A 22342-nucleotide genomic window follows, 5' to 3' on the forward strand; every position below is an offset into this window, starting at 1 on the left:
GAATCAGTGAGGGGTTGCAGTGAAACCGGATTGGGAGCGAAAACACAAGACCGGGAATGAGGAAAAGCCGCTAACACGGCGGGATTCCTTGTCAATTTTCCGTCGACTTCAGGTTCTGCTTGAGCCGCAGCGGCGCCCCTTACGGCGTCACCTCAAGCTCGTCCTCGAGCGTGATCTTCTCGAAGTCGGTCACCAGCGCACCGATCCGCACATGCCAGCGGCCGGCAAAGGGCAGCTCGACCTTGCGCACATGCCAATAGCCATCCGGCCCGAGCGAGGCGTCCCGCTCCATCGGCTCGATACCGCGCTCGGGCAGGCTCAGGGTCAGCGTCACCTCCTTGGCCGCCAGCGGCGCCGCTTCACCGGTCATGAGCTGGAGCACGAAGTCATCGACACCGGCCTTGCCCGGCGAAACCAGGACCTGGAACATCGCCTTGTCGGTATGGATGTGGACCACCAAGGGCGTCTCCGGAACGATGGTCCGCGGCGGCGGCGTGAAGCGCCAGCCGGCGACAACGGCAAGGATCGCGAGTGCAATCGCGCCTTCCAGCAGGATCGAGCGCTTGAGCGCGGGCGTTCCTTTCTCGCCCCGGGCGAGGGCCGGCGTCAGCCGGAGCCGATTCAGCGCGGCGAGCGCCAGCAATCCTGTGACCAACGCAAGCTTGGTCGAGAGAATCAGTCCGTAGCGGGTCTCGACCAGCGCTGCCGGCTTTTCGAGCTGAACGATCGCGAGTGCGAGGCCGGTCAAGGCCAGCACGCCGACCGCCAGCGCAGCGATGCGCGAAAAGCGGTTCACGACGGGAAGAGTCGCGATCGTCGGCTTCGACACCAGCGCGATGAGCGGCGCGAGAGCACCGATCCAGATGCTGACGCCGAGGCCGTGGAGAAAGATCGCCGGCCGGGTCAACGCCTCAGGCGGCGCCGTTGCAGCGTGCCCCGTCATCGCGAGCGACAGGCCGACGCCGACGAGCGCGATGCTCGCAAGAGCACGCGCATACCAAGCGCTGCGCAACGCCATCAAGGCAAGCAGCATCGCGCCAATGGCAACCAGCAGCGCGGGGCCGGCGCTGGTCGCGAATGCGACCTTCCAGGGAGCAGCCGTCGAGAGAGCCGCTGGCGGCAGCCCGAGGAGATCGAGGCCCAGCGCGCCAAGGGACGCCGTGGCACTCGGAATACCGATGGCGAGCGCTACGCGCGGAACGGTCATCCCGATCATCGACCACGCGATCCAGCGCGCAAAGAACACGCCGCCGACGCCGACGAACAGCCCGAGATAGAGACCGACCCGCGCCAGCCAGATCAGCGCGTTCAGCCCGCTATCCGTAGAGGTCGGAGGCTTCGTCGCCGTCGGCGTGCCAATCGAAAAGACCACCGATCCCGAGACGGGATGGCCGTCCTGCGAGATCACGCGATAGCTGACCACCGCCGTTCCCTGCGGCAGGTCCGGCGGCAGCGCGACCGAGATTGTCTCGCCCGATGCGCTGACGCTTGCGTCGTCCCGCGCCCTGCCCGCGCCGTCGATCAGCAGAATCGCGCCCGGCGTCACCGCCTCGTTGAAGCGCAGCTCCACCGCCTTCGGCGCCGTTTTCAGGATGCTGCCACTCGCCGGCTCGACCGAGACGAGCGCGGCATGCGCCGACGCGCCGGTCGCGAAGCCGACAATCAGGAGCAGCGTCGCGAGCGCGGCGAGAACGCGCATCAGGGTTTGGGCAACAGCTTTGCACCAGGCGCGGGCGACTTGCCCTCGTGCGAATGCCCTGCCCCTTCCGCCGGAATTTCGATCCAGCGGCTGACGCCGGCCTCGCACTCCTGGACGACGGGGAAGTACAGGGTCGTGTTCGGCTTGAGCTTGTCGGTCAGCACCGTGTGCATGACGAACTCGTCATAATTCTTGTCCGGCAGCTTGCCGCCGGACCACGACACCTCCTTGACGCCTGAGGCGAGCTTGTTGCCGTGATAGTCGTACTCGCTGGCATATTGGCCCTCGACGACATCGACGCTCCAGCCCGCCTTCGGCATCGGCTTCACCGCGATCACCCCTTCGGGGATCTGGACGCGGATCTTCACCGTGGGCGAGCCCCCGCAGCCGTGCGGCACGGCGAAGACGGCCTTGTACGACGCCCCCACACTCGCCTGCTTGCCCTCGAGGAAGACGTGCGCATTTGCCGGCGCTGCCGCAAGCACGCCGAGAAGGATCAGCCAGGTTCGCTTCGACATGTTCGGTCTCCCGAAGGTCCTGATCATGCTCGTCACATCTTCATTCCCGAATGGTCCGGCATTTTCTTCATCATGTGCCCGCCGTCGCCGGGCGCCTGCGCGCCGACGCCCTGCACGTCCAGGGAAACGGCGACCTTGCCGGCCTTCTCGAACTGAAGCGTCACCGGCACCTTGTCGCCCTGCTTGAACGGCCCCTTCAGCTCCTGGAGCATCAAATGATAGCCGCCGGGCGCGAACTTCACGGTCTTGCCCGGCTCGATCACGAGCCCCTTGTCCAGCTGGCGCATCTTCATCACGCCATTGTCCATCGCCATCTCGTGGACCTCTGCCTTGCCGGCGATATCGGCGGAAACGCTGACCAGCTTGTCTGCCACTGTGCCCTTGTTCTCGATGGTGAGATAGCCGCCCGCGACCTTGGCGCCGCCCGGCGTCGCCCGGCTCCACGCCTGCGAGATGACGAGATCGCCGGCCTTGACGTCGTCGGCCGACGCGGGTGCGGCGAACACGACGGCCGAGAGCGCCGCCAGTGCGAAGATGCGTGAGAGCTTGTTCATGTCGTTACCTTTCTTGTCGTCGTTAACATCGCCCCACCCTTCAGAACGTGTACTTGCCGGCGAGAACGAAGGTTCGCCCCGGGAACGGATGGAACAGGAAGTACTGCTCGTTGAAGAGATTATCGATGCCGAAGTCGAACGCGAAATTCTTCGTCGCGTTATAGTGCATCTTCAAGTCCACAACGAAAAAGTTATCGAACGCGCCGTAAACGTGGGAGATGCGATCGGTGTTGTCCAGCGTCGAGTACTGCTTGCCGCTGTAGCGGGCTGCGACCGTATAGGCCCAATTCTCATTCGGCCTGTAGGTGACACCGAACTTGGCGCGCCAGTCGGGCACGTAAGGCACGCGCTTGCCGACGACGGTGGTCGCGCCCTTCCAGCTCGGGTCGGAGATGATCCGCGAGTCGACGTAGGTCACGCTACCAAACACCTGCAAGCCCGCGATGAGAACGTTATCCTTGTCGGCAGACAACTCTACGCCCTGCATCCGGATAGCGGCGACGTTGCTGATCGCTGTCTGCACAGACTGCGCCCCACTTGCGTCGGTCACCGTGGTCGACTGTGAGATCAGTGCATTGTTGGTCCGCTCGCCGAATACCGTGAGCCGCACCCGACCATCCACCCAGCGCCGCTCAAGATTGAGCTCGCCGGTGAAATCCTGCTCCGGCGACAGCAGCGGATTGGCAAGATAGGTGACGCCGTTGACGGTGATGTTTTGATAGAGTTCGGTGACCGTCGGATAGCGGTACGCCTCACCGAAATTCGCCGTGATATTCCAGTCCTTGTTCGGATCGAACGACAGCGACGCCTTCGGCGAGAAGTTGGTCGAGGACAGCCCCGGTTGCCATGTCGGCACAACGGACGTGATGACGCCGGCGCTGGTGGCCATGGTGTTGAGATTGAAGCCTTCAACTGCCTGCCAGCTCTCCAGCCGTCCGCCGAGTGTCAGCTTGACAGTCGGGATGATCTTCCAGGCGTCCTGCACCCACAAAGCCCCAGTGCGCGTCTCGCCGACGCCGGTCGAATAGAGCTGGCCGTTGCCCGTCGATGGCGTGTTATACCAGACGCTCGAAGCATAGACCGGGTTTTCGAGCCGGTACCGGTCGCCGTGGATGCCAAAGCTGACCTCGTGCGCGCCGTCATAGCCCAGCGGACGCCAGATGCCCTTGGCGTCGGCGTTCTGCCAGTTGGTGCCATCCATCCGCGTCACCTTGCCGTTCAGGGAATAGCCAAGGCCCGGCGACGGCGAGACCGTATAGGGACTGACCTGGATGTCCTGGAGATAGTTGTAGCTTGAGGCCGCGAGGTCGAAGTCGAAGACACCCTTGGTATCGCTTTTGAGCGAGACGGCATTGCTCACATGGATCTGATCCCAGGTGTATTTGCTGTTGGCAAAGCTGCTGACGCCCCCGAAAGTCGGCAGACCCGTCACAGTCGACCTCAGATAGGTCTGCGGATCGGAGGTCTGGTGATTGTTCCAGATGCCGAACGAGTACGTCGCCTGCACCAGCGGCGTGATGTCGTAGGCGAGCCGCAGATTGCCCGAGGTCTGCTGCGAATGCGCCAGCGCGCCGGTGCCGACGACATTGGCGACACCACCTGCCTTGTTCTGGGCGGCGATCGTTCCCGTCGTGCCGGCAGGTCCCACCCCAAGCGTGGTGCCGAAGGTTGTGTAGCTCAACGGTTGCTGAAAACTGTCGAGGTAATTGGCGCTGACAAGCCAGGACAGCGCGCCGTCGCGATTACCCGCGGCCGCACTGGTCTGACTGGTCACGTAGGTGTCCTTGGTGCCGTACTGATTCCACGGCATCACCGAGACCGTTTCCTTGGCGACCGCAAACGGCTTGTCCGGCATTTTTGACGTGATCAGCAGCACGCCGCCAATCGAATTGCCGGGATAGGCGGCCGCGAACGGACCGTTGAGGTAATCGACCCGCCCGATCGCTTCCGGCGAGATCAGGTTCCATCTTGGCGAGGAGTTCGTGTTGTTGTTGCCGATCAGCGCCGAGATGAGGAGGTCATCGTAGTAGACCAGCGTGCGCGCACTGGAGTTCAGCCCCCAGCTTCGCGTCGCGAGCACCGCCTGATTGTCGCCGTCGTTCCGCTTTCGCACGAACAGGTTTGGCATGTATTTGACGGCGTCCTCGGGGTCCTTGAGGTTGATCGTCTCATCGACTTCCTTCGCCGTGACGCTGAAGGAGCGCTGCGGCAATTGATAGCGCGCCACGGCGGCCGGCGGATCCAGCGACGCTCGGGCGCTGGCCGCTCCCTGCTCGCTGGCAACAGCAGGAGCCGCGCGCTCGCCGGCGGGCTTTGCCGACCGGTTCCTGGCGGCAGCCGTATTAGCGGCCGGCTTGCGTGACTTGGGCTTCACTGCAGCGGGCGCGTCGACGGTCACCGGCGGCAGCACTGCGCTGCTGCTTTGGGCGAAGGCTCCGCTCGACGACGCAAGCAGCGCGGCCTGAACGGCAACGACGCTCACGCCACGGCGGGCATGACAACGTAACATGAGGCATTCCTGACGCCGGCTTTCTTCCCGGCTGTTCGACAGCATCAGTCGCCAGCGGACGGACCGCGGCGACACCGAGGGTCGTCAGGAAAATCGAGGAGGCGCGCGCGCCTGAGCACTTCCGTCCTTATGGACGGAAACAGCGGATGCGTCCGCCACGTGCCACGCCACACATTCGGCATGGCGGAAGGGAATGGCGAGCGCAACCTCTGGCGGCGAATCGAGCGACGCATTGGCCTGGGCCAGGCAGCAGAGCGCGCACGCAGCGCCATGCGCGGTTGGCGTGCCGGTCTGATCGTTCAGGCCGCCCTGTTCATTCGCACTGTGGCAGATGACGGCGGCCGACAGCGGATCGGCCACGGCCTGGCCGGCCGCCCAGCAGGCGGCGATCGGCGCCAGCACCTGCATCGCCAGGGCGAGCAGGACCAGGGGTAGGAATTTTTGCAGCCGTGCGCGCATCCGCCGAACCATTCGTTCGTGCGCTAACTAAACACCGCGCCGGGACCTGAGTCGAGGTCAGTTCCGCCGCCTTCTTGATCCAGCGCAAATTTGCCGAAAACCGTGGTCCGGGCGCCCCATCCGGGGGCGGGTCCGGCATTTGAGGCAGCCGATCCGCCCCGCCCATCCACAGATTTCTTATATTTGTCATATGCTTACATGGCTAAAAGCCCGATCGTTTCGTTAACTGCTCTTATTTTGAACAATCGTTGCCGAAAATGATGACAAGTGAGAAAAGTTGATCTAGCATCCCTCTTGCTCAGGCTGGCCGAGAGGTCGAAGTCTGGTGGTCCAAGTCTCGGGAGGAGCCCCTGGCGCGCAAAACGCAGCGTCGCCCCGTCAATCAAGAGCAAATCTTAGAATCGGGGATAATAGGGTCGACACAATTTTTGAGCGGGGCTAGGGCCCCGCTCTTTTTTTGTCTGCATGGCGCCTACGCCGATGACTATCTCCCCCAATCCGATCGAACAGAGCTTTGAACGCGCGGCCTCGCGCTGCGCGGATCTCACGCCGCTGGTCTACCGGCGTCTTTTCGACGAACACCCGGAAACGCGGACGATGTTCCGCTCGCAGGGCAGCGAGCTCGTGAAGGGATCGATGCTTGCGCTGACGATCGAGGCGATCCTCGATTTCGCCGGGACGCGCAGCGGACATTTCCGGCTGATCGCCTGCGAAGTCGTCTCGCACGATGCCTATGGCACGCCGCGCGAGCTGTTCATCGCGTTCTTCGCGGTCATCAGGGATACCCTGCGCGACCTGCTCGGCGATGCATGGTCGGCCGAGATCGCGCAGGCCTGGGATACGTTGCTGACGGACATCGAGGCATACGTCACCGTTCCGGCCTGACGCTTTGCGCTGCACCACCACGGCTCGCCGCGACGTTGCGCGCAATCGCAGATTGGGTGGCGTGAACTCTTCGATTGTGAGACACTTTCCGCCTCGGTCGCGCAATCAATGACGCGCCGACGCCAAAATCTATGGGAGCGAGCGATGTCCGGGACGAAAGATTTCTCGACGACGAGGCGCGATCTTCTTCAGGCGGCAGCGACCGCCGGCGCCGCAACTGCCATCCTCGGCAGCATGGGCATAAACCCCGCATTGGCGGCTGAAGTCGGACGATCGGAGAAGCCGCTGAAGGCGGCGTTCTCCAACGCCGGCCTCCAGGCTACCTGGTGTGCGCAGGGCAAGCAGGCCGCGGAATTCTGGGGCAAGCTGTTCAACGTCGAAGTCACCTGGTTCGACGGCCAGCTCGATGCGGTGAAGCAGCGCGCCGCGATCGACAACATGGCCTCGCAGAAATGGGATTTCGTCGCGATCCAGGCCTTCGGCATCGGCACCCTCACCCAGCCCGTGCAGAAGATGATCGACGCCGGCACGCCCGTGATCGACATGGACACGCTGATTGCTCCGCTCGACCAGATCAACGTCCACTCCTTCCTCGCTCCCGACAACGAGTTCATGGGCGCCTCGGTGACGCAGGCGCTCTGCAACGCCATGGGCGGCAAGGGCAAGATCATCATGACGCAGGGCGCGCTCGGCCATACCGGCGCGCAGGGCCGCGCCAAGGGCTTCAACAACGTCGTCAAGCAATTTCCCGGCATCGAGGTGCTCGACACCCAGCCGGCCGATTGGGACGTCTCGAAGACCGCGCGCCTCTGGGAAACCTATCTGACGAAATATCCGCAGATCGACGCGGCGTTCTTCCACAATGACGACATGGCGCTGGCCGCTGCCAACATCATGAAGGCGCGGGGCCGCACCAACATCCTGATCGGCGGCGTCGACGCGATGCCGCCGGCAATCCAGGCGGTGAGCGAGGGCCGCATGTTCGCGACCGTGCGCAATCCGTCCTGCCGCATCCATGGCGGTGCGATCATCGCGGGCGTTTCCGCCGTCGTCGGCGGCGAGAAGAGCGGACAGGGCATCCCGAAGAACGTCGTCACCGACGGCCCGGTCGTGACCAAGGCCAACGCCGCCGGGATGCAGTGGATGCAGGATCACTTCCTGATCTGAGCCTCCAAGATCTGATCTGCAATGCGAGAGGATCGTTCGCCCATCCTGGAACTGCAAGGCATCACGAAGAGCTTCGGCGGCGTCCAGGCGCTTCGTGGTGTCGACTTCGCGCTTCATCCCGGCGAGATTCACGGTCTCGTCGGCGAGAACGGCGCCGGGAAAAGCACGCTGATGAAGATCATCGCCGGCGTGCACACCGAATTCTCCGGCCGTTTCCTGCTCGACGGGAAGGAGACCCATTTCCGCTCGACGCGCGACGCGCATGCGGCCGGCATCGCCATGGTGCACCAGGAGCTCTCTGTCGCGCCCGACCTCACGGTCGCGGAGAACGTCTTCCTCGGCAACCAACCGACCAACGCCCTCGGTCTGGTGCAGTGGCGGCGCATGGCGCGCGAGGCCGGCGAGCAGCTTGCCCGCTTCGGCATCGACGTCGATCCGATGAGCCGGCTCGGCGACCTCCCGATCGGGCTCCAGCAGCTGATCGAGATCGCCCGCGTGCTGTTCTCCGGCGCCCGCATCGTCATCCTGGACGAGCCGACCTCCGCCCTCTCCCCGCCCGAGGTCGAGCGGCTGTTCGCGACGCTCCGGCGCCTGCGCGAGGAAGGCACCGCAATCGTCTTCATCTCGCATTTCATCGAGGACATCTTGCTCGTGTCGGACACGGTGACCGTGTTCCGCAACGGACGGAAGATCGCGGAGACAGCGAGCGCGGCGACCAGCAAGGGCGCGCTGATCGAGGCCATGATCGGCCGCGGCGGCGAAGCGCTAGAGCATAGCTACACCGACGATCTGATGCTGCCCCAGCCGAGCGGTAGCTCGGTGGTGCTGAAGGTCGACCAGCTCTCGCTCGCGCGCAGCCTCAAGGACATCTCCTTCGAGGCGCGCGCCGGCGAGGTGCTCGGCATCTACGGCTTCATGGGTTGCGGGCAGCAGGAGCTGTCGCGCATCCTGTTCGGCAAGCTGAAGCCGGACGGCGGCACGCTCGCCGTCGAGGGCAAACCCAAGACCTTCGCCAGCACGGCGGCTGCGCGCCGCGCGGGCGTCGCGCTGGTGCCGGAAAGCCGGCGCGACATGCTGTTTCACCAGGAGCCGGTCTACAAGAACATCTCGATCAGCATTCTGGATCGCATCTCGTCGCTGCTGCTCAAGCCGGCACAGGAGCGCGACATCGCCAGGCGCCAGGTCGAGCAATTGCAGATCAGGCCGCCGGTGGTCGGCCTCGATCTCGGCATGCTCTCCGGCGGCAACCAGCAGAAGGTCGCGCTGGCGAAATGGCTGACCTATCCGCCGAAGCTGCTGGTGCTGTGCGAGCCGACCCGCGGCATGGACGTCGGCGCCAAGAACGACGTCATCAACATCGTCCGCGACCTTCGCGCCAGGGGGCTCGCGATCATCGTGCTGTCGACCGAGCCGGAGACGGTGCTGTCGCTGGCCGACCGCATCCTCGTGCTCAAGCGCGGCGCACTGGTGCGGGAATTTTCGAACGAGCCGGTCAGCAAGGACCGCCTGCTGGAAGCGGCGTGACGGAGAAGCACCATGGCGAGCAGTGAGACGGCCTTTGCTGAAGCTCATCGGGCGCGCGGTCTGGCGCCCTTCCTGCGCTCGCAGATGCGCAACATCGCGCCGTTCCTGACGCTGATCTTCCTGTCCGCCTTCTTCGCCTTCGCCAGCCCCTCCTTCGCCACGCTCGACAATCTCGGCAACATCCTGACGCAGGTGTCGGTGACAGGCATCATCGCCGTCGGCCTCACCTTCGTGATCCTCTGCGCCGAGATCGACCTGTCGATCGCCAGCATCGCCAATGTCACCGGCATCGCCGTCGCCTACTTCACGCTGCAGGAGTCCTACGTCAACATCGCCAACATCCCCCTGCCCGGCGCGGTTGCGATCATCCTGTCGATCCTGCTCTGCGCCCTGCTCGGCCTCGTCAATGCGCTGGGCCTGACCGTGATCGGCATCCCCTCCTTCATCATGACCTTGGCGATGATGCAGATCGCGGCCGGCATCTCGGCGCTGCTGGTGCGCGGCCAGATCGCCTACAAGGTGCCCGGCCTGATCACGACGCTCGGCTCCGGTTCGATCGGCGGCATCCCCTGGATCGTCATCGTCGCGGCCATCATGCTGCTCGGCGGCCATCTGGTGCTGACCTACACGCGCTTCGGCCGCTACGTCTACATGGTCGGCGGCAATCGCGAGGCCGCCGAATATTCCGGCCTCAACGTCAAGCTCATCCTCGGCGCAGTGATGGTGATCTCGGCGGTGTGCTCCGGCATCGGCGGCATGCTGGGCGTCGCCCATTTCGGCAGCGCGCAGCAGAACGAGTTCGACACCTATTTGCTCGACTCCATCGCCGCCGTCGTGGTCGGCGGCACCAGCCTGTTCGGCGGCCGCGGCGGCATCGGCAACACCATCGTCGGGCTCTTCGTCCTGGGGGTCCTGAATAACGGCCTCGACCACGTCAACATCGACAGCTTCCTGAAGATCCTGATCCGTGGCCTGATTCTGCTGGCGGCCTTGATCATCAATGTCTACGCCCAGCGACTGAGGGAGAAAGCGGCGGAGTAGACAGCCCTCAAAACAAAAACTGCAAAAACAACCCCATGCACAGTAGACACTGTGAGGAAGTTCAGTCGCTTACCAAACTCGCGACTGCGCGAGTGCGACCGCACCGACATTTGACCCGTCGGGCAAAACAGGTGCAGGATGTCATCATTGCAACTGGTACGTCCGTGCAGCTTTCCAAGACCGCAGGAACAATGATCCGTCATCCCCGCGCAACGGCGAAGCCGTTGTCGCTGGAGGTGCGAGGTAGGCGATGCGAAAGCATCGCATGCGGAGCCTCGAAGGATGAACGGCCGAGATGCAGCCGGGCCGTCGCCCTTCGAGGGCCGCTGAAGAAGCGGCCACCTCAGTGTGACGGTTCTACTCCGACGGCAGCCGCGAGAATCGGAAATTGCAGTGGCTCGCTCCGCCGGCCAAGGTTTGTGTCCTCTCCAGGCGGATGCCTCGCGTTGCATAGGCGTCGAAATCAAGTCCACAGATGTTCGGCAGGATGTCCTTGTCGCCATGGCGAGCCGCGAATTTGCAGAAGCCGCAAGCCTTGTAGTTGATGCCGAACTCGAAATTGTCATCCGGCCCCGGCTCGACGAAATCGTAAACGAAATCCTCCGGAAACTTTTCCCGATGGCTTTCAGTAACACTTCCTGCAGCCTGCGCCCGCAGCAAAGCCTGGTTCTCCGGCGACATGAACTGACGGCCCAAGGCGAGACGTTCCGTTTCGGGGACGGTGAGCAATTGCGCCTTGTAGGTTTCCCGCTCGATCTCGCCGATCACGGCCGGCGGCACGCCGTGTCGCCGCAGCACCCGGCTGATGGCCATGAAGCCCATGAGACGCATGAAGAAATCGCTCATGCGACTTGCCGCGCCGCCGACATAGGGCATTTGACTGAGCACGATCTCGAATTCGTCCATCACCTCCCGTCTGATCCCGCCGATGTCGGTGAGATGCGCGCGCTCGCAGAGCATCGGCTCGGCAAGGTCGAGTCGATCGCGCATGGCGGCCTCCATTGCGCCCCGATGCGTCTCGTAGAAGGGATGGATGTTCTCGGCCATTTGGCACCTGACATACTTGGCTGTTTGCAAGGTCGGCGAAGCCGGCTTCATTCCGCGGCAATCGCCTCGATCTCCAGCAGCCATTTGCTGTCAACGGTCTCGACGATCACGACCGTCAACGCGGGCTGGTGTTCCCCGAGCACCGCGCGACGAATGGTGCGGTTGGTCACGACTTGATCCCGGTCAGTCAGGAACGTGGTGACCTTGACTAGATGCTCGACGCCAAGGCCCGCGGCGGCGAGCACCTCGATCACGTTGCGCCACGCCTGCGCGCATTGCGCCTCGAAACCTTCGGGCACGGTGCCGTCGGTTTTCTCAGGCACCTGGCCACTGATGAACAACAGGCGGCGATGCTGCTTCAGTTCAAGTCCCATGCAATAACCACCGGCGGGAGCATGGACGGTTGCGGGATTGTGGCTGACGATTTGAGCTGAGGGCATGGGGTTTCTCCGGATTGCGGGCTGACCGTATCCGGCGACATCGCCTCGGCGCAAAGCATCATTCCTGCGGTTCAGCGCAAGAAACTCTATTGCAAGGCCACGGCCCATCGGTGTCAAACTGCAGCGCAATGACCTACGCCCTTCCCCCGCTCAACGCGCTCCGCGCCTTCGAGGCCGCCGCACGGCATCTCAGCTTCAAGCTCGCCGCCCACGAGCTACACGTGACGCCCGCCGCCGTGGGGCAGCAGGTGAAGGCGCTGGAGGCACGCCTTGGCGTGCAGCTGTTCGAGCGGCTGCATAAGCAGCTCATCCTCACTGCGGCCGGTCAGGCCTATCTGCCCGGGGTCTCCGAAGGCTTTCGCCACATTGCGGAGGCGACTTCGCAATTGAAACCGTCAGGTACTGTGCTGCTGCAACTGGGAGTCCATGGCAGCTTCGACCTGCGCCGCCTCGATCTGGCGGAGTTTCGCAGCGCGCATGCGGACATCGGTTTGCGGGTGCTGCAGCCCGCCGGCCTGCACGAATTGGTCGAGGGCAAGGTGGACCTGCTGATTGCCCGCGGCCTCAGCCGCCATCCGGGCTATCGCTGCGACCGGCTCAACGAGGGGTCGGGCCTCGGCGATTGGCTGATCGCGCCTGAAGGCACCGCGGATTGTCCCGAGATCGTCAGTTTTCGCGAATGGCTGCGCGCCCTGCCGGCCGAGAACCCGCTCGCAAACCGCCGCCCTCGCCTGGTCGGCATCAGCGGGAGCTGAGACGACCGTGAGGCATGGCTTGAGCCCTCGCCGCCAGGACGTTCGACACGTCGGGCAAAACACCGGCGCAATTCCATCACGGCGCCAATCCGTAGAGAGCGTCGAGCTCAGCGGAGCGGTTCGACCTTTGCCGCCATGTCGGGAACGCGCGAGATCCTGTACATGGCGTTGCTGCATTTCAGAACCCAAACGTCGCGATCAGGTCGAGACAACTTCGCATCCTTCCTTGCGCCGAGTGGCTTTTCGCAAGTGAAGCCTTGTGTGCGGATCTGGGCCGCCAGCATTCCCTGAATCGTTTCGGCCGGAAGTTGCTGCGCGCGCGCTTGCGGACCAAGAAGAATAAAGGCGATGGCAAACAGTAATGATCCAGATGCTCTGTGCATGATTTCAACCCTTGAAGCGGCCGCCCCGCGAGTTCGAATGTCGCACTATAGCAGAAACACCGGCGTTGTCCGCGCCCGACCCCCACCTTAGCGCGGCGTGCTCCGGTTCGCCTCCACGCCGGCCCATAGCGCGACGAAGTAGAGGCACAAAATAACGACCAAGGCTGGTCCTCACTGGGCGGTTGTGCTAGCGTTCCATTCGCAAGGAGCTTTCCAGAACTATCTATATCGCCTCGTTGCAACGTTTCCACCACGCCTCGTTTCGATTTCCGAATACGCCGTCAGGCGTTTGATGCATTGCACATTGCCTCGCAATGGCGCGCCCAAGCACGAGTGTTTCAAGTCGTTCCGTAGTTTTTTGTACAAGGAATGATGTCATGCGTAACACAATACTGAATCAGATTTTCGGAATGCTCACCGTAACCGCGCCGTTGCGCGGGACCGAAACAGCGTTCGCCCAGAACGCGGCAGCCCCGCCTCCACCCTGTCATTGAGACGAACGAAGACGCGGGGAACGCGCGCGACGCGTGGGTCGAGGTCCCGGCGATATGATGTGGATCAAATGATCGAAAATTCGCCGGGCTCGACCGTCACGAGAGGCGAGACGATTCCGACGTTGGACAAGGAGAATTGAACGAAGGCGTAAATCCAAATCAATCATCAGCAGAGGAGGTTCGAGATGTTTCGAGGATTCCTGCCACTGACATTGTCTCTCTGCCTTGGTGCGGCGACGGCACCCGCAGCGCTGGCTCAATCGGCGCCGCCGATCACCGAACAGGAGGCGCACGCCATCGCGGTCGACGCCTATGTTTACTTCTACTCCATCATGTCGATGGATGTATCCCGCAAGCAATTCACCAACGGCACGACCGATTTCAGGGGACCGATGAACACGTTCGTCAACGTGCCCGAATACCCGCCGGCGGATTTCAAAGGCGTGGTGCGGTCCAACTTCGATACGCTGTATTCGGCCTCCTGGCTCGACATGACCAAGGAGCCGGTTGTCATCTCAGCACCGGATACCGATGGGCGCTACTATCTGCTGCCGATGCTCGACATGTGGACGGACGTCTTCGCATCGCCGGGCTGGCGCACGACGGGCACCAAGGCCGGGACGTTCCTGGTGGCGCCGGCGAACTGGCGGCCGGATCTGCGGGACAGATTCGCCGAGGAGTTCAAGCTTCCAAAAGACACCCAGCGCATCGACGCGCCAACGCCCTACGTCTGGCTGATCGGCCGGACTAAGACCGACGGGCCGCCGGATTATGATGCGGTCCACAAGATCCAGGCCGGCTACAAGGTCACCCTGCTTTCCGAGTATGGCAAAACGCCCAGGCCGGTCGAATTCAAGCCGGACCCAAGCGTCGACATGAAGACGCCGCCAAAAACGCAGGTCGATACCATGACGGCGGGGGTGTATTTCGCCTATGCCGCGGAATTGCTGAAGCTGCATCCGCCCCACGTCACCGACGAACCGATCCTCGCGCAGATGAAGAAAATCGGCATCCAGCCCGGCAAGAGCTTTGACATCGGCAAGCTCGACCCGGCCGTGCAAAGGGCGCTGGAGACCGCACCGCAGGACGCGCAGAAGCTGATGGCCTGGAAGGTGCCGACGCTGGCGCGGGTTGCCAACGGCTGGGGGATGAACACCGACACGATGGGTGTTTACGGCAACTACTACCTGAAGCGGGCCATTGTCGCGCAGCAGGGGCTTGGCGCCAACGTGGTCGAGGATGCCATCTATCCGCTCAATCTCGCCGACGACACCGGTAAGCCGCTCGATGGCGCGAACAAATACACCGTCACCTTCGAGAAGGGCGCCACGCCGCCTGTCAACGCGTTCTGGTCGATCACGCTCTACGATCAGGACGGCTTCCAGGTAGGCAACACGCTGAACCGTTTTGCGGTCTCCAGCTGGATGCCGTTCAAGTACAATGCGGATGGATCGCTCGACCTCTATTTCCAGAACGCGAGCCCCGGCAAGGAGCTCGAAGCCAACTGGCTTCCTGCACCGAAGGCGCCGTTCAATCTGACCATGCGCCTGTACGCGCCGAAGTCGGAAGCGCTGACCGGCAAATGGAATCCGCCGCCGGTTGTGAAGTCGCAAACAACGGTGGGCATTTCGGCCCAATAAAAGTTGGCGGCACGCCGGCGCTTCGGCGCCGGCGTCCGACCGCGCGAACGCGAAGCAGACGGTGAAGGGTCAGCACTCCTTCCATAGTTCTTCAAGTACGAACATAGTTCCGCCCTCCTCGGCTGCGTTAAAAATCAACACCGAGCGGCTGGCAAGAAAACAATCCTCGCAGGCCCAAGAACCGATGCGTTGAGTGTTCGCTCGCCGTAGCGCGGATCGCTCTCGCGCGATTGCCATGCATTTTTTACGGAGCATCAAATGAACTCCATGCTAGACGACAGGCTCGTGGAAGGGCAGATCGCAAGCTTGGAGGAGCAACTGTCGAACCTGGCACGCGAAGCAGGAGTCAGTTCTTCGGCCGCGCCGATCAGCATCAAGCAGTCCCCCATCACCCTCGCAACGCTTCAGACGGATTGGCGATATGTGGCTTTCGTCGGTTCGCTGTTGGCGGCATCCCTTGGTGTGGTTGCCTGGTGGTGGTCATTCTCCGCTGATACAGCAAAGATGCCTCCCTCAGACCCAGCACCTCTGGCTCGCGCCACGCCGGAGGCGGTCGAGCCGAGCGCCGTTGTCCTGCGCTCCGAGTTGTCGCAGCAGTTTCAACCGATGGCGCGTGATCTCGCTGTCTTGAGCCAAACAGTCGAACAGCTTAAGGCGAGGCAGGAACAATTGATCCGCGACAATGAAAATCTGGCAAGCCAACTCAAAGTGAGTCGAGAGGAATCGGAGCGCAACAACGGCATCATCTTCCAGATCAAGGCCGATCAGATGCAAATGGCGCGCGAAAGCCAGACGCTCACCGAGCGGCTCAACGCAAGTCAGGACCAACTCGCCCGCGTCATCGCCAACGCTTCACAGCCAAAGGCAATCCCCGAAACGTCACCAACGACGAGCCCCGAAGAACCAAAGACGATGCCCGAAGCGCCACCAACGCTGAGCTCTGAAGAGCCCAAAGCGGTGCCTGACATACCGCTGCCACGTCCTCGGCAATCGGCCAATGTCGTCCAAACGCAACGGCCGGCGCGAACCCCGGAGCGGCCCGAGGCCAAGAAGCCGCGACCGTCAATCTCATGGCCATGGTCAGCGCACTAAAGCGGGCATCGACGTTCCACAGAAATTGACGCTGCGAGCGCTGGCAGCCGGCGAACTTGGGATCCGGCAACGGACGCGCCCTCTATTCTAGGGATGTCCGCTTTCGGTCGAGGCCAATGCCGCCTGCCCCGCAATCTCGTCAGCCCGCCAGCACCGCACCGCGTGCCCGTCGGGACGCGTCTCCAGCGACGGACCGGGCTCCTGGCGGCACACGGCTTCGGCGTGACGACAGCGCGGGCTGAACGCGCATCCGTGCGGCGGATTGAGCGGATTGGGAAGATCGCCCCCTGTCGTCGCCAGCGGTGCATGGCGCAGCGGATCGGGGATGGCGGCGATCAGGGCTTGCGTATAGGGGTGCGCCGGCCGTTCGAAGATCTCGCGCCAGTCGCCATTCTCCACGATGCGGCCGAGATACATCACGGCGACGCGGTCGCTCATGTGCTCGACGACGCCGAGGTCGTGGCTGATCATGATGATGTAGGACAGGCCGAGCGTCTCCTTCAATTCCAGCAGCAGGTTGATGATCTGGGCGCGGATCGAGACATCGAGCGCCGACACCGGTTCGTCGCAGATGACGATCTTGGGACTGAGGATCAGGGCGCGCGCAATGCCGATGCGCTGGCGCTGGCCGCCGGAGAATTCATGCGGGTAGCGGCCCGCCTGTTCGGGGCGCAATCCCACATGCTTGAGCATCGTCGCGACGCGGTCTGCGATCTCGCTTGCGGCGGTGACGCCATGCACCCGCAGCGGATCTTCAAGCGTGCGACGAACGGTCTGGCGCGGGTTGAGCGAGGCGTACGGATCCTGGAAGACCATCTGCACGATGCGGGCCAGCGCCTTGCGATCGCCGGATTGCCTGTTCGTTACGACCTGTCCGTCCAGCACGATGCGGCCGCGCGTCGGCCCCAACAGACCAAGGATCGACAATGCGACCGTCGATTTGCCGGAGCCGGACTCGCCGACGAGGCCGAGACATTCGCCGCGCTTCAGCCTGAGATCGACACCGTCGACGGCACGGAGCAGCCGCCGGCCGCGGCCCAGCAAGCCGCCTCCCAGCGGAAAATTGACCGCGAGATCCTCGACGCTGAGAATGACATCGTCATCCGGCCTCGCCTCACCAGGCCTTTCTTGCGGTTCATGCATGGTGGTGACACCTCACCAGACCGCCCGCGTCCAGCCGTGTCGTCTCCGGCGCCGCGGTCCGGCAAATATCGGTCGCCCGCGCGCAACGCGGATTGAACCTGCAGCCATCAGGGAAAGCCGTGATCGCCGGCACGACGCCCGCGATCTCCTGGAGCCTGGTACGGCCAAGCGCCGCGCGGCTGCCCAGCCGCGGCAGCGAGTCGACCAGGCCTTGCGTATAGGGGTGCGAGGGCGCCCGGAAGATATCGGCCGAGCCGCGCTCCTCGACAATGCGGCCGGCATACATGACGGCAACGCGGCGACAGACATTGGCGACCAGGCCGAGATCGTGGCTGATCATCAGGATGGCCGTTCCTCGCTCGGCGCACAGATTCCGCATCAGCTCGATGATTTCGGCCTGCACGGTCACGTCGAGCGCGGTGGTCGGCTCGTCGGCGATCAGAAGGTCCGGACCGCATGCGAGCGCGATGGCGATCATCACGCGCTGTCGCATGCCCCCCGACAGCTGGTGCGGGTAATCCTTGACGCGTCGCTCGGGCGCGGGGACGCGGACGCTCGCCAGCGCCTCGACCGCCAGCCGGTCTGCTTCCCGCCAGCTCTTGCCCTGGTGCAGCACGAACATCTCGGCGATCTGCCGCCCCACAGGCGAGACCGGATTGAGCGCCGTCATCGGCTCCTGGAAGATCATGGCGATGCGATTGCCGCGCAGCTCCCGCTGCCTGGCCGCGGAAAGGTGCTGGATCTCCCGCCCCTCAAACCGGATGGCGCCGCCGCCGATCGACAGCGGCGGCCGCAACAGGCCGATCAAGGCGAGCGCCGTGATGCTCTTGCCGCAGCCGGATTCGCCGACCAGGCCGAACGTCTCGCCACGATCGATGCGGAACGAAATGCCCTCGGCCGCCGCAACGCGCCGCGATCCGTCGTCGAGATCGATGCGCAAATCCTCGACTTCGATCAGCGGCGTGCCCGTCATGTGCGCCGGCTCCGCGATTGCGGATCGAGAATGTCGCGCAGGCCGTCGCCGAGCAGGTTGAGGCCGAGCACCGTCAGGAAGATGGCAAGGCCCGGAAAGACCGAGAGCCACGGCGCCGTCGTGATCTGGTCGCGGGCTTCCGACAGCATGCTGCCCCAGCTCGGAAAAGGCGGACGGACGCCGAGGCCGAGGAACGAAAGGGCTGCTTCGGACAAGACCGCGCTGCCCATGCCAAGCGTGCCGATGACGATGATGGGGCCGAGCATGTTCGGCAAGAGCTGCGTGATCATGATGCGCAGATCGCCGTAACCGAGCACGGTTGCCGCCTGCACGTAGCCCTGGCTCCTCAGCGACAGCGCCGAGGCCCGCGCGATCCGGCAGGTGAAGGACCAGTTGGTCAGCCCGAGTGCGATGAGCAGGCTGGTCAGGCCTGGTCCAAGCACCGCCATGATGGCCAGCGCGAAGATCAGCGAGGGGATCGCGAGCATCAGATTGGTCAGTCCGTTGACGACATCGTCCCACCAGCCGCCCCAATAGCCGGCGCTCAGGCCCAGTGCCACGCCGATGACGCTGTTGATGAGCTGCGAGACGATGCCGACCGTCAGCGAGATGCGCGCGCCGTAGACGACGCGGGAATAGATGTCACGGCCCTGCCCGTCGGTCCCGAACCACCAGGTCCAGCTCGGGGGCTCTTCCGCATTCATCAAATTGGCGTCCAGGACGGGATCGGTGTGCGCCAGCCAGGGTGCGAGCAGGCCGACCAGGATCGCAAGCGCGAACAAGGCACCACCGATGACGAGATTGGCGCGGAGCTTCATGCGTATCTGATCCTGGGATCGATCACGCCGTACAGCAGGTCGATCAGCAGATTGATCGCGAGAAAGAACAGCACCACCACGAGGATGGAGCCCTGGACGGCGGGAATGTCGCGTTGCAGGACGCTGTCGACGAGCAGCGAGCCGATGCCCGGCCAGGAGAACAGTTTCTCGACGACGACCGCCTGCCCCATCAGCGCGCCGAATTGCAGGCCCATTGTCGTGAGAATCAGGACGAGCGCGTTGCGCATCACGTGCCACTTCACGACGCGCGTCTCGCTCATGCCCTTCGATCGCGCCGTGCGGACAAAGTCGGCGTGCATGATCTCGAGGACCGCCGCTCGCGTCGTCCGGGCCAGCAGCGCCATCGGCGAAACGCCGAGTGTCACGGCCGGCAGGATCAGACTTTTGAGGCCGCCATCGCCATAGCCAAAACTCGGCAGCCAGCCGAGCTTCACCGCGAACAGGTACATCAGCAGCAGTCCGAGCCAGAACTTGGCCATTGAAAGACCCGACACCGCCACGACCATCGCCGCGCTGTCGACGACACCACCAGGCCGCAACGCCGCGACGAAGCCGAGCGGCACGCCGATCGCGACCGCAAATGCCATGGACGCGAAGATCAATTGCAGGGTCGGCCCCATCCGCTTGGCAATCATGGTCGTGACCGGCTCGCGCGTCCGGAACGAGGTCCCGAAGTCACCGGTCGCGAGCTTCGCGATATAGGAGCCGAAGCGCAGGTATACGGGCTCGTCGAGGCCGAGCTGCTTCTTCATGCGCGCCTCGACCTGCGGATCGCTGTCGTCGCTCATGGTCGAGACGATGCTGCCGGGAACGACGCTGAACAGCACGAAGACCAGCATCACCACGGCAAGCACGGTCGGAATGGTTTGCAGGAGGCGACGGATCAGGAAGGAGAGCATCGGCACTTTTCCTCGCTCCCTCCATCTGACGTCGCGATGGAGGGAGCGCGTGTCACTTCGCGGGCGAGGTCTCGTCGACCCAGAGGTCTTCGACGTTCTGATGGGTCAGCTCCGTCGCATTCAGCTGAACCCCCTTGAGCCACGGCTGCACCGCCATGACCGCCTTGTTGTAGTTGAAGAACCAGACCGGCGCCTCTTCGTAGAGCAGCGCATTGGCCTTTTGCAGCAGCTGGCCGCGCTTTGCGGCGTCGTCGGTCTGCCCGGCCTCGTCGATCAACTTGTCGAAATCGGCGTTCTTGAAGTTCATGTAGTTGCACGCCGATTGCGGCGTCGACGAGTGGAAGCATTTCAGCGCGGCCTGGGGATCCGGGCCGGTCTGCTGGGAATAGATGAAGGCCTGGTAGTCGCCGCTGACCCCGTGGGTCGGTCAAAATCCCCCGGGTATGGTCACTTGAAACTCCCCCACCTGATGATCGCCGTCAGCGCCGCTGAACAGCAGTAGCCGGTCAGGCAGGACGTTTATGTTCGACCCCTTTAGCCAGCAAGGGGCCGGGGAGTTGAACGTCTTGAAGCGACATCTGCAAAGCACCGTACTTACATTACTTGATCGCAACACCAGCCAGCGCGAGATTCACCGGCTGACGGGTGTCGATCGCAAGACGATCCGGCGTTATCAGGCGCTGCGGGCCGGTGCGGAGGCAAATTCCCCCGGGGAAGTGACCACCGGCTCGGTGAGCGCGGACGGCCAAATTCCTCCACCCCGACCACCGGCTTTTGGGACATCGGAAGCGACGGTCACCAGCAGCCTGGCCCGTTCGGCTTGCGAAGCGCATCGGACGTGGATCGAAGAACAGGTCCGGCTGAAGCGGAACGCGCAGGCGATTTACCAGGACCTGGTTGATCAATTTGGCTTTCCGTCCAGCTACCAGAGTGTCAAGCGGTTTGTGCGCCGGTTGCGGCACGCTGATCCTGAGCAGTTTGATCGTCTTGAGTTCCTCCCCGGCGAGGAAGCTCAGGTCGACTATGGCGAGGGCGCGCCGACGGTTGATCCGAAGAGCGGGCGGTACCGTCGTCCCCGCCTGTTCGTGATGACGCTACGCTACTCGCGGCGCAGCTTCCGGCGGGTAGTCTGGAAGTCCAGCCAACAAGTCTGGGCGCAGCTCCACGAAGAGGCGTTCCGGTATTTTGGCGGGGTCCCCAGCTATGTCGTGCTCGACAACCTGAAGGAAGGCGTCCTCAAGCCGGATTTGTACGAGCCCCAGCTCAACCCGATTTACAGCGCGATGCTGGCTCATTACGCCGTGGTCGCCGATCCCGCGCGCGTGGCCGATCCAAATCGGAAAGGATGCGTCGAGAATGCGATTCAACATACCCAGGGCACTGCGCTGGCCGGACGGCGCTTCGAGACGCTGGAGGCGCAAAACGAGTTCTTGAGGCACTGGGAGGAGAACTGGGCTTCCAAACGCATCCACGGCAGCACGCGCCGTCAGGTCGAGGCGATGTTCCAGGAAGAGAAGCCGCACCTGCGGCCGCTGCCTGTCGCTCCCTTCCGCATCTTCACCGAAGTCGTCCGGACTGTCTGCGACGACACCACCGTACGCGTCGACAACAGCTATTACGCCGCGCGGCCCGCGCCGATCGGCAGCCAGGTCGTCGTGCGCATCTACACCACCACGATCGAGATCCGTGATCGCCACACCCGTGCGCTGCTGCGTGTTCATTCCCGGATGGCGCACCCCGGTTCTGTCGTCCTGCCGACCAGCGAACGGCCGTTCAACCCGTCGCGGCAAACCGCCGTGCTGCTGGCGAGCGCCGAGCGCATCGGACCGCAGACCAGGGCCTTGTGCCAGCAGGTGTTCGACACCGAAGGGCGCCCCGGACAGCGCGCGATGTGGGGCATTGTCGGGCTGGGCCGGAAGTATCCGGCGCGGCTGGTCGAGCAGGCCTGCGCGCACGCCATCGACAACCGCATCTACCGCTACAAGCACGTGCGTGCGACCGTCGAGCGGTTGTTCGAACAGGCGATCGAGCAGGTTGGAGTGACGCCACAGCCGGCATCGCCGCTCACCCAGGATCATCCGCTGATCCGTACCCCCGCGGAATACGGCGACCTCTTCAGCCGCGCTGTGCGGCGCGACGCCGACGACAATGGTCGGCAGGCCGAGGCTCACGACGATCACGCCACGGCAATCCGCGCTCGTGTCGCCTGCGCAACCCCGGCCAACTCCGGCGCCACGAGCGCTCCCGCTGCACCTTCTCACCTTAAACTGGAGACCTAGCC

Annotated in this window: 21 protein-coding genes; 8 read left to right on the forward strand and 13 right to left on the reverse strand. The window is 63.6% G+C overall.

Annotated elements, in window-relative coordinates; translation table 11 throughout:
- Positions 1 to 139 precede the first annotated feature (139 nt).
- The 5 genes from ACFLEY_RS25995 to ACFLEY_RS26015 are packed head-to-tail and all read right to left on the reverse strand — an operon-like array spanning position 140 to position 5739.
- Positions 140 to 1699, reverse strand: a complete 1560-nt coding sequence (locus ACFLEY_RS25995; RefSeq protein ID WP_060912406.1) for a copper resistance CopC/CopD family protein — start codon at positions 1697 to 1699, stop codon at positions 140 to 142.
- On the reverse strand, positions 1699 to 2217 hold the full coding sequence (locus tag ACFLEY_RS26000) for a YcnI family protein (RefSeq protein WP_396604243.1): 519 nt from the start codon (positions 2215 to 2217) through the stop codon (positions 1699 to 1701). Before ACFLEY_RS26000 ends, ACFLEY_RS25995 begins: the two co-directional genes overlap by 1 nt.
- Before the next feature lie 32 nt (positions 2218 to 2249).
- On the reverse strand, positions 2250 to 2771 hold the full coding sequence (locus ACFLEY_RS26005; RefSeq protein WP_028171735.1) for a copper chaperone PCu(A)C: 522 nt from the start codon (positions 2769 to 2771) through the stop codon (positions 2250 to 2252).
- Between the two features lie 40 nt (positions 2772 to 2811).
- Positions 2812 to 5325 (reverse strand): TonB-dependent receptor domain-containing protein, encoded by a 2514-nt coding sequence (locus tag ACFLEY_RS26010; RefSeq protein ID WP_396604244.1) that lies wholly within the window; start codon positions 5323 to 5325, stop codon positions 2812 to 2814.
- 39 nt (positions 5326 to 5364) lie between these two features.
- Entirely contained in the window at positions 5365 to 5739 is a 375-nt protein-coding gene (locus ACFLEY_RS26015; RefSeq protein WP_028171733.1) for a DUF2946 domain-containing protein, read from the reverse strand.
- A 480-nt stretch (positions 5740 to 6219) separates the two neighbouring features.
- Here ACFLEY_RS26015 and ACFLEY_RS26020 point away from each other — a divergent pair, with 480 nt between their 5' ends.
- From ACFLEY_RS26020 to ACFLEY_RS26035, 4 genes are all read left to right on the forward strand, one after another.
- Entirely contained in the window at positions 6220 to 6624 is a 405-nt protein-coding gene (locus ACFLEY_RS26020; protein ID WP_060913119.1) for a globin, read from the forward strand.
- A 144-nt stretch (positions 6625 to 6768) separates the two neighbouring features.
- Positions 6769 to 7791 (forward strand): sugar ABC transporter substrate-binding protein, encoded by a 1023-nt coding sequence (locus tag ACFLEY_RS26025; protein ID WP_007610940.1) that lies wholly within the window; start codon positions 6769 to 6771, stop codon positions 7789 to 7791.
- Between the two features lie 21 nt (positions 7792 to 7812).
- Positions 7813 to 9315 carry a sugar ABC transporter ATP-binding protein gene (locus ACFLEY_RS26030; protein ID WP_060912409.1) on the forward strand — a complete coding sequence of 501 codons (1503 nt, stop codon included), beginning with the start codon at positions 7813 to 7815 and terminating at the stop codon, positions 9313 to 9315.
- A 12-nt stretch (positions 9316 to 9327) separates the two neighbouring features.
- Complete coding sequence (locus ACFLEY_RS26035) at positions 9328 to 10356, forward strand: ABC transporter permease (RefSeq protein ID WP_060912410.1); 1029 nt, start codon at positions 9328 to 9330, stop codon at positions 10354 to 10356.
- A 357-nt stretch (positions 10357 to 10713) separates the two neighbouring features.
- Here the strand turns inward: ACFLEY_RS26035 and ACFLEY_RS26040 are convergent, their stop codons facing one another.
- Both ACFLEY_RS26040 and ACFLEY_RS26045 read right to left on the reverse strand, forming a co-directional pair.
- The gene (locus ACFLEY_RS26040) at positions 10714 to 11403 is read right to left on the reverse strand and encodes an L-2-amino-thiazoline-4-carboxylic acid hydrolase (RefSeq protein WP_060912411.1); all 690 of its coding nucleotides are present in this window, start codon (positions 11401 to 11403) and stop codon (positions 10714 to 10716) included.
- A 47-nt stretch (positions 11404 to 11450) separates the two neighbouring features.
- Entirely contained in the window at positions 11451 to 11843 is a 393-nt protein-coding gene (locus tag ACFLEY_RS26045; RefSeq protein ID WP_161534779.1) for a RidA family protein, read from the reverse strand.
- A gap of 128 nt (positions 11844 to 11971) precedes the next feature.
- Between ACFLEY_RS26045 and ACFLEY_RS26050 the strand changes: the two genes are divergently transcribed.
- Positions 11972 to 12598 carry a LysR family transcriptional regulator gene (locus ACFLEY_RS26050; RefSeq protein WP_011087656.1) on the forward strand — a complete coding sequence of 209 codons (627 nt, stop codon included), beginning with the start codon at positions 11972 to 11974 and terminating at the stop codon, positions 12596 to 12598.
- A gap of 107 nt (positions 12599 to 12705) precedes the next feature.
- Here ACFLEY_RS26050 and ACFLEY_RS26055 read toward each other — a convergent pair whose 3' ends face one another.
- Complete coding sequence (locus ACFLEY_RS26055) at positions 12706 to 12981, reverse strand: hypothetical protein (RefSeq protein ID WP_028171727.1); 276 nt, start codon at positions 12979 to 12981, stop codon at positions 12706 to 12708.
- 679 nt (positions 12982 to 13660) lie between these two features.
- Between ACFLEY_RS26055 and ACFLEY_RS26060 the strand changes: the two genes are divergently transcribed.
- Together ACFLEY_RS26060 and ACFLEY_RS26065 are read left to right on the forward strand one after the other, a co-directional pair.
- Positions 13661 to 15115 (forward strand): DUF1254 domain-containing protein, encoded by a 1455-nt coding sequence (locus ACFLEY_RS26060; RefSeq protein WP_060912413.1) that lies wholly within the window; start codon positions 13661 to 13663, stop codon positions 15113 to 15115.
- Between the two features lie 258 nt (positions 15116 to 15373).
- Positions 15374 to 16207 (forward strand): hypothetical protein, encoded by an 834-nt coding sequence (locus ACFLEY_RS26065; RefSeq protein ID WP_060912414.1) that lies wholly within the window; start codon positions 15374 to 15376, stop codon positions 16205 to 16207.
- A gap of 87 nt (positions 16208 to 16294) precedes the next feature.
- Here ACFLEY_RS26065 and ACFLEY_RS26070 read toward each other — a convergent pair whose 3' ends face one another.
- Genes ACFLEY_RS26070 through ACFLEY_RS26090 form a run of 5 tightly spaced genes read right to left on the reverse strand, consistent with a single transcriptional unit; the run spans position 16295 to position 20368 of the window.
- A complete protein-coding gene (locus tag ACFLEY_RS26070) occupies positions 16295 to 17350 on the reverse strand; it encodes an ABC transporter ATP-binding protein (protein WP_060912415.1) in 1056 nt (351 codons plus the stop codon).
- The gene (locus ACFLEY_RS26075; RefSeq protein WP_011087660.1) at positions 17343 to 18323 is read right to left on the reverse strand and encodes an ABC transporter ATP-binding protein; all 981 of its coding nucleotides are present in this window, start codon (positions 18321 to 18323) and stop codon (positions 17343 to 17345) included. Before ACFLEY_RS26075 ends, ACFLEY_RS26070 begins: the two co-directional genes overlap by 8 nt.
- A complete protein-coding gene (locus ACFLEY_RS26080; protein WP_011087661.1) occupies positions 18320 to 19141 on the reverse strand; it encodes an ABC transporter permease in 822 nt (273 codons plus the stop codon). The genes ACFLEY_RS26075 and ACFLEY_RS26080 overlap by 4 nt, the downstream gene beginning before the upstream one ends.
- Complete coding sequence (locus ACFLEY_RS26085) at positions 19138 to 20061, reverse strand: ABC transporter permease (protein WP_060912416.1); 924 nt, start codon at positions 20059 to 20061, stop codon at positions 19138 to 19140. Before ACFLEY_RS26085 ends, ACFLEY_RS26080 begins: the two co-directional genes overlap by 4 nt.
- A 52-nt stretch (positions 20062 to 20113) precedes the next feature.
- A complete protein-coding gene (locus tag ACFLEY_RS26090) occupies positions 20114 to 20368 on the reverse strand; it encodes a hypothetical protein (protein ID WP_060912417.1) in 255 nt (84 codons plus the stop codon).
- A 214-nt stretch (positions 20369 to 20582) separates the two neighbouring features.
- On the opposite strand from ACFLEY_RS26090, the gene istA reads away from it, so the two are divergent.
- Positions 20583 to 22340: an IS21-like element IS1631 family transposase gene (istA, locus tag ACFLEY_RS26095; protein WP_100214066.1), complete on the forward strand. Its 1758-nt coding sequence runs from the start codon at positions 20583 to 20585 to the stop codon at positions 22338 to 22340.
- The last annotated feature ends 2 nt before the right edge of the window (positions 22341 to 22342 follow it).

It is taken from the genome of Bradyrhizobium sp. YCK136 (genome assembly GCF_044570075.1).
Lineage (GTDB): Bacteria > Pseudomonadota > Alphaproteobacteria > Rhizobiales > Xanthobacteraceae > Bradyrhizobium > Bradyrhizobium diazoefficiens.

Bases quoted from the DNA above. Each gene is read 5' to 3' on its own strand.
- ACFLEY_RS25995 (WP_060912406.1), bottom strand. From the start codon at position 1,699: ATGCGCGTTCTCGCCGCGCTCGCGACGCTGCTCCTGATTGTCGGCTTC.
- ACFLEY_RS26000 (WP_396604243.1), bottom strand. From the start codon at position 2,217: ATGTCGAAGCGAACCTGGCTGATCCTTCTCGGCGTGCTTGCGGCAGCG.
- ACFLEY_RS26005 (WP_028171735.1), bottom strand. From the start codon at position 2,771: ATGAACAAGCTCTCACGCATCTTCGCACTGGCGGCGCTCTCGGCCGTC.
- ACFLEY_RS26010 (WP_396604244.1), bottom strand. From the start codon at position 5,325: ATGCTGTCGAACAGCCGGGAAGAAAGCCGGCGTCAGGAATGCCTCATG.
- ACFLEY_RS26015 (WP_028171733.1), bottom strand. From the start codon at position 5,739: ATGCGCGCACGGCTGCAAAAATTCCTACCCCTGGTCCTGCTCGCCCTG.
- ACFLEY_RS26020 (WP_060913119.1), top strand. From the start codon at position 6,220: ATGACTATCTCCCCCAATCCGATCGAACAGAGCTTTGAACGCGCGGCC.
- ACFLEY_RS26025 (WP_007610940.1), top strand. From the start codon at position 6,769: ATGTCCGGGACGAAAGATTTCTCGACGACGAGGCGCGATCTTCTTCAG.
- ACFLEY_RS26030 (WP_060912409.1), top strand. From the start codon at position 7,813: ATGCGAGAGGATCGTTCGCCCATCCTGGAACTGCAAGGCATCACGAAG.
- ACFLEY_RS26035 (WP_060912410.1), top strand. From the start codon at position 9,328: ATGGCGAGCAGTGAGACGGCCTTTGCTGAAGCTCATCGGGCGCGCGGT.
- ACFLEY_RS26040 (WP_060912411.1), bottom strand. From the start codon at position 11,403: ATGGCCGAGAACATCCATCCCTTCTACGAGACGCATCGGGGCGCAATG.
- ACFLEY_RS26045 (WP_161534779.1), bottom strand. From the start codon at position 11,843: ATGCCCTCAGCTCAAATCGTCAGCCACAATCCCGCAACCGTCCATGCT.
- ACFLEY_RS26050 (WP_011087656.1), top strand. From the start codon at position 11,972: ATGACCTACGCCCTTCCCCCGCTCAACGCGCTCCGCGCCTTCGAGGCC.
- ACFLEY_RS26055 (WP_028171727.1), bottom strand. From the start codon at position 12,981: ATGCACAGAGCATCTGGATCATTACTGTTTGCCATCGCCTTTATTCTT.
- ACFLEY_RS26060 (WP_060912413.1), top strand. From the start codon at position 13,661: ATGTTTCGAGGATTCCTGCCACTGACATTGTCTCTCTGCCTTGGTGCG.
- ACFLEY_RS26065 (WP_060912414.1), top strand. From the start codon at position 15,374: ATGAACTCCATGCTAGACGACAGGCTCGTGGAAGGGCAGATCGCAAGC.
- ACFLEY_RS26070 (WP_060912415.1), bottom strand. From the start codon at position 17,350: ATGCATGAACCGCAAGAAAGGCCTGGTGAGGCGAGGCCGGATGACGAT.
- ACFLEY_RS26075 (WP_011087660.1), bottom strand. From the start codon at position 18,323: ATGACGGGCACGCCGCTGATCGAAGTCGAGGATTTGCGCATCGATCTC.
- ACFLEY_RS26080 (WP_011087661.1), bottom strand. From the start codon at position 19,141: ATGAAGCTCCGCGCCAATCTCGTCATCGGTGGTGCCTTGTTCGCGCTT.
- ACFLEY_RS26085 (WP_060912416.1), bottom strand. From the start codon at position 20,061: ATGCTCTCCTTCCTGATCCGTCGCCTCCTGCAAACCATTCCGACCGTG.
- ACFLEY_RS26090 (WP_060912417.1), bottom strand. From the start codon at position 20,368: ATGAACTTCAAGAACGCCGATTTCGACAAGTTGATCGACGAGGCCGGG.
- istA (WP_100214066.1), top strand. From the start codon at position 20,583: ATGTTCGACCCCTTTAGCCAGCAAGGGGCCGGGGAGTTGAACGTCTTG.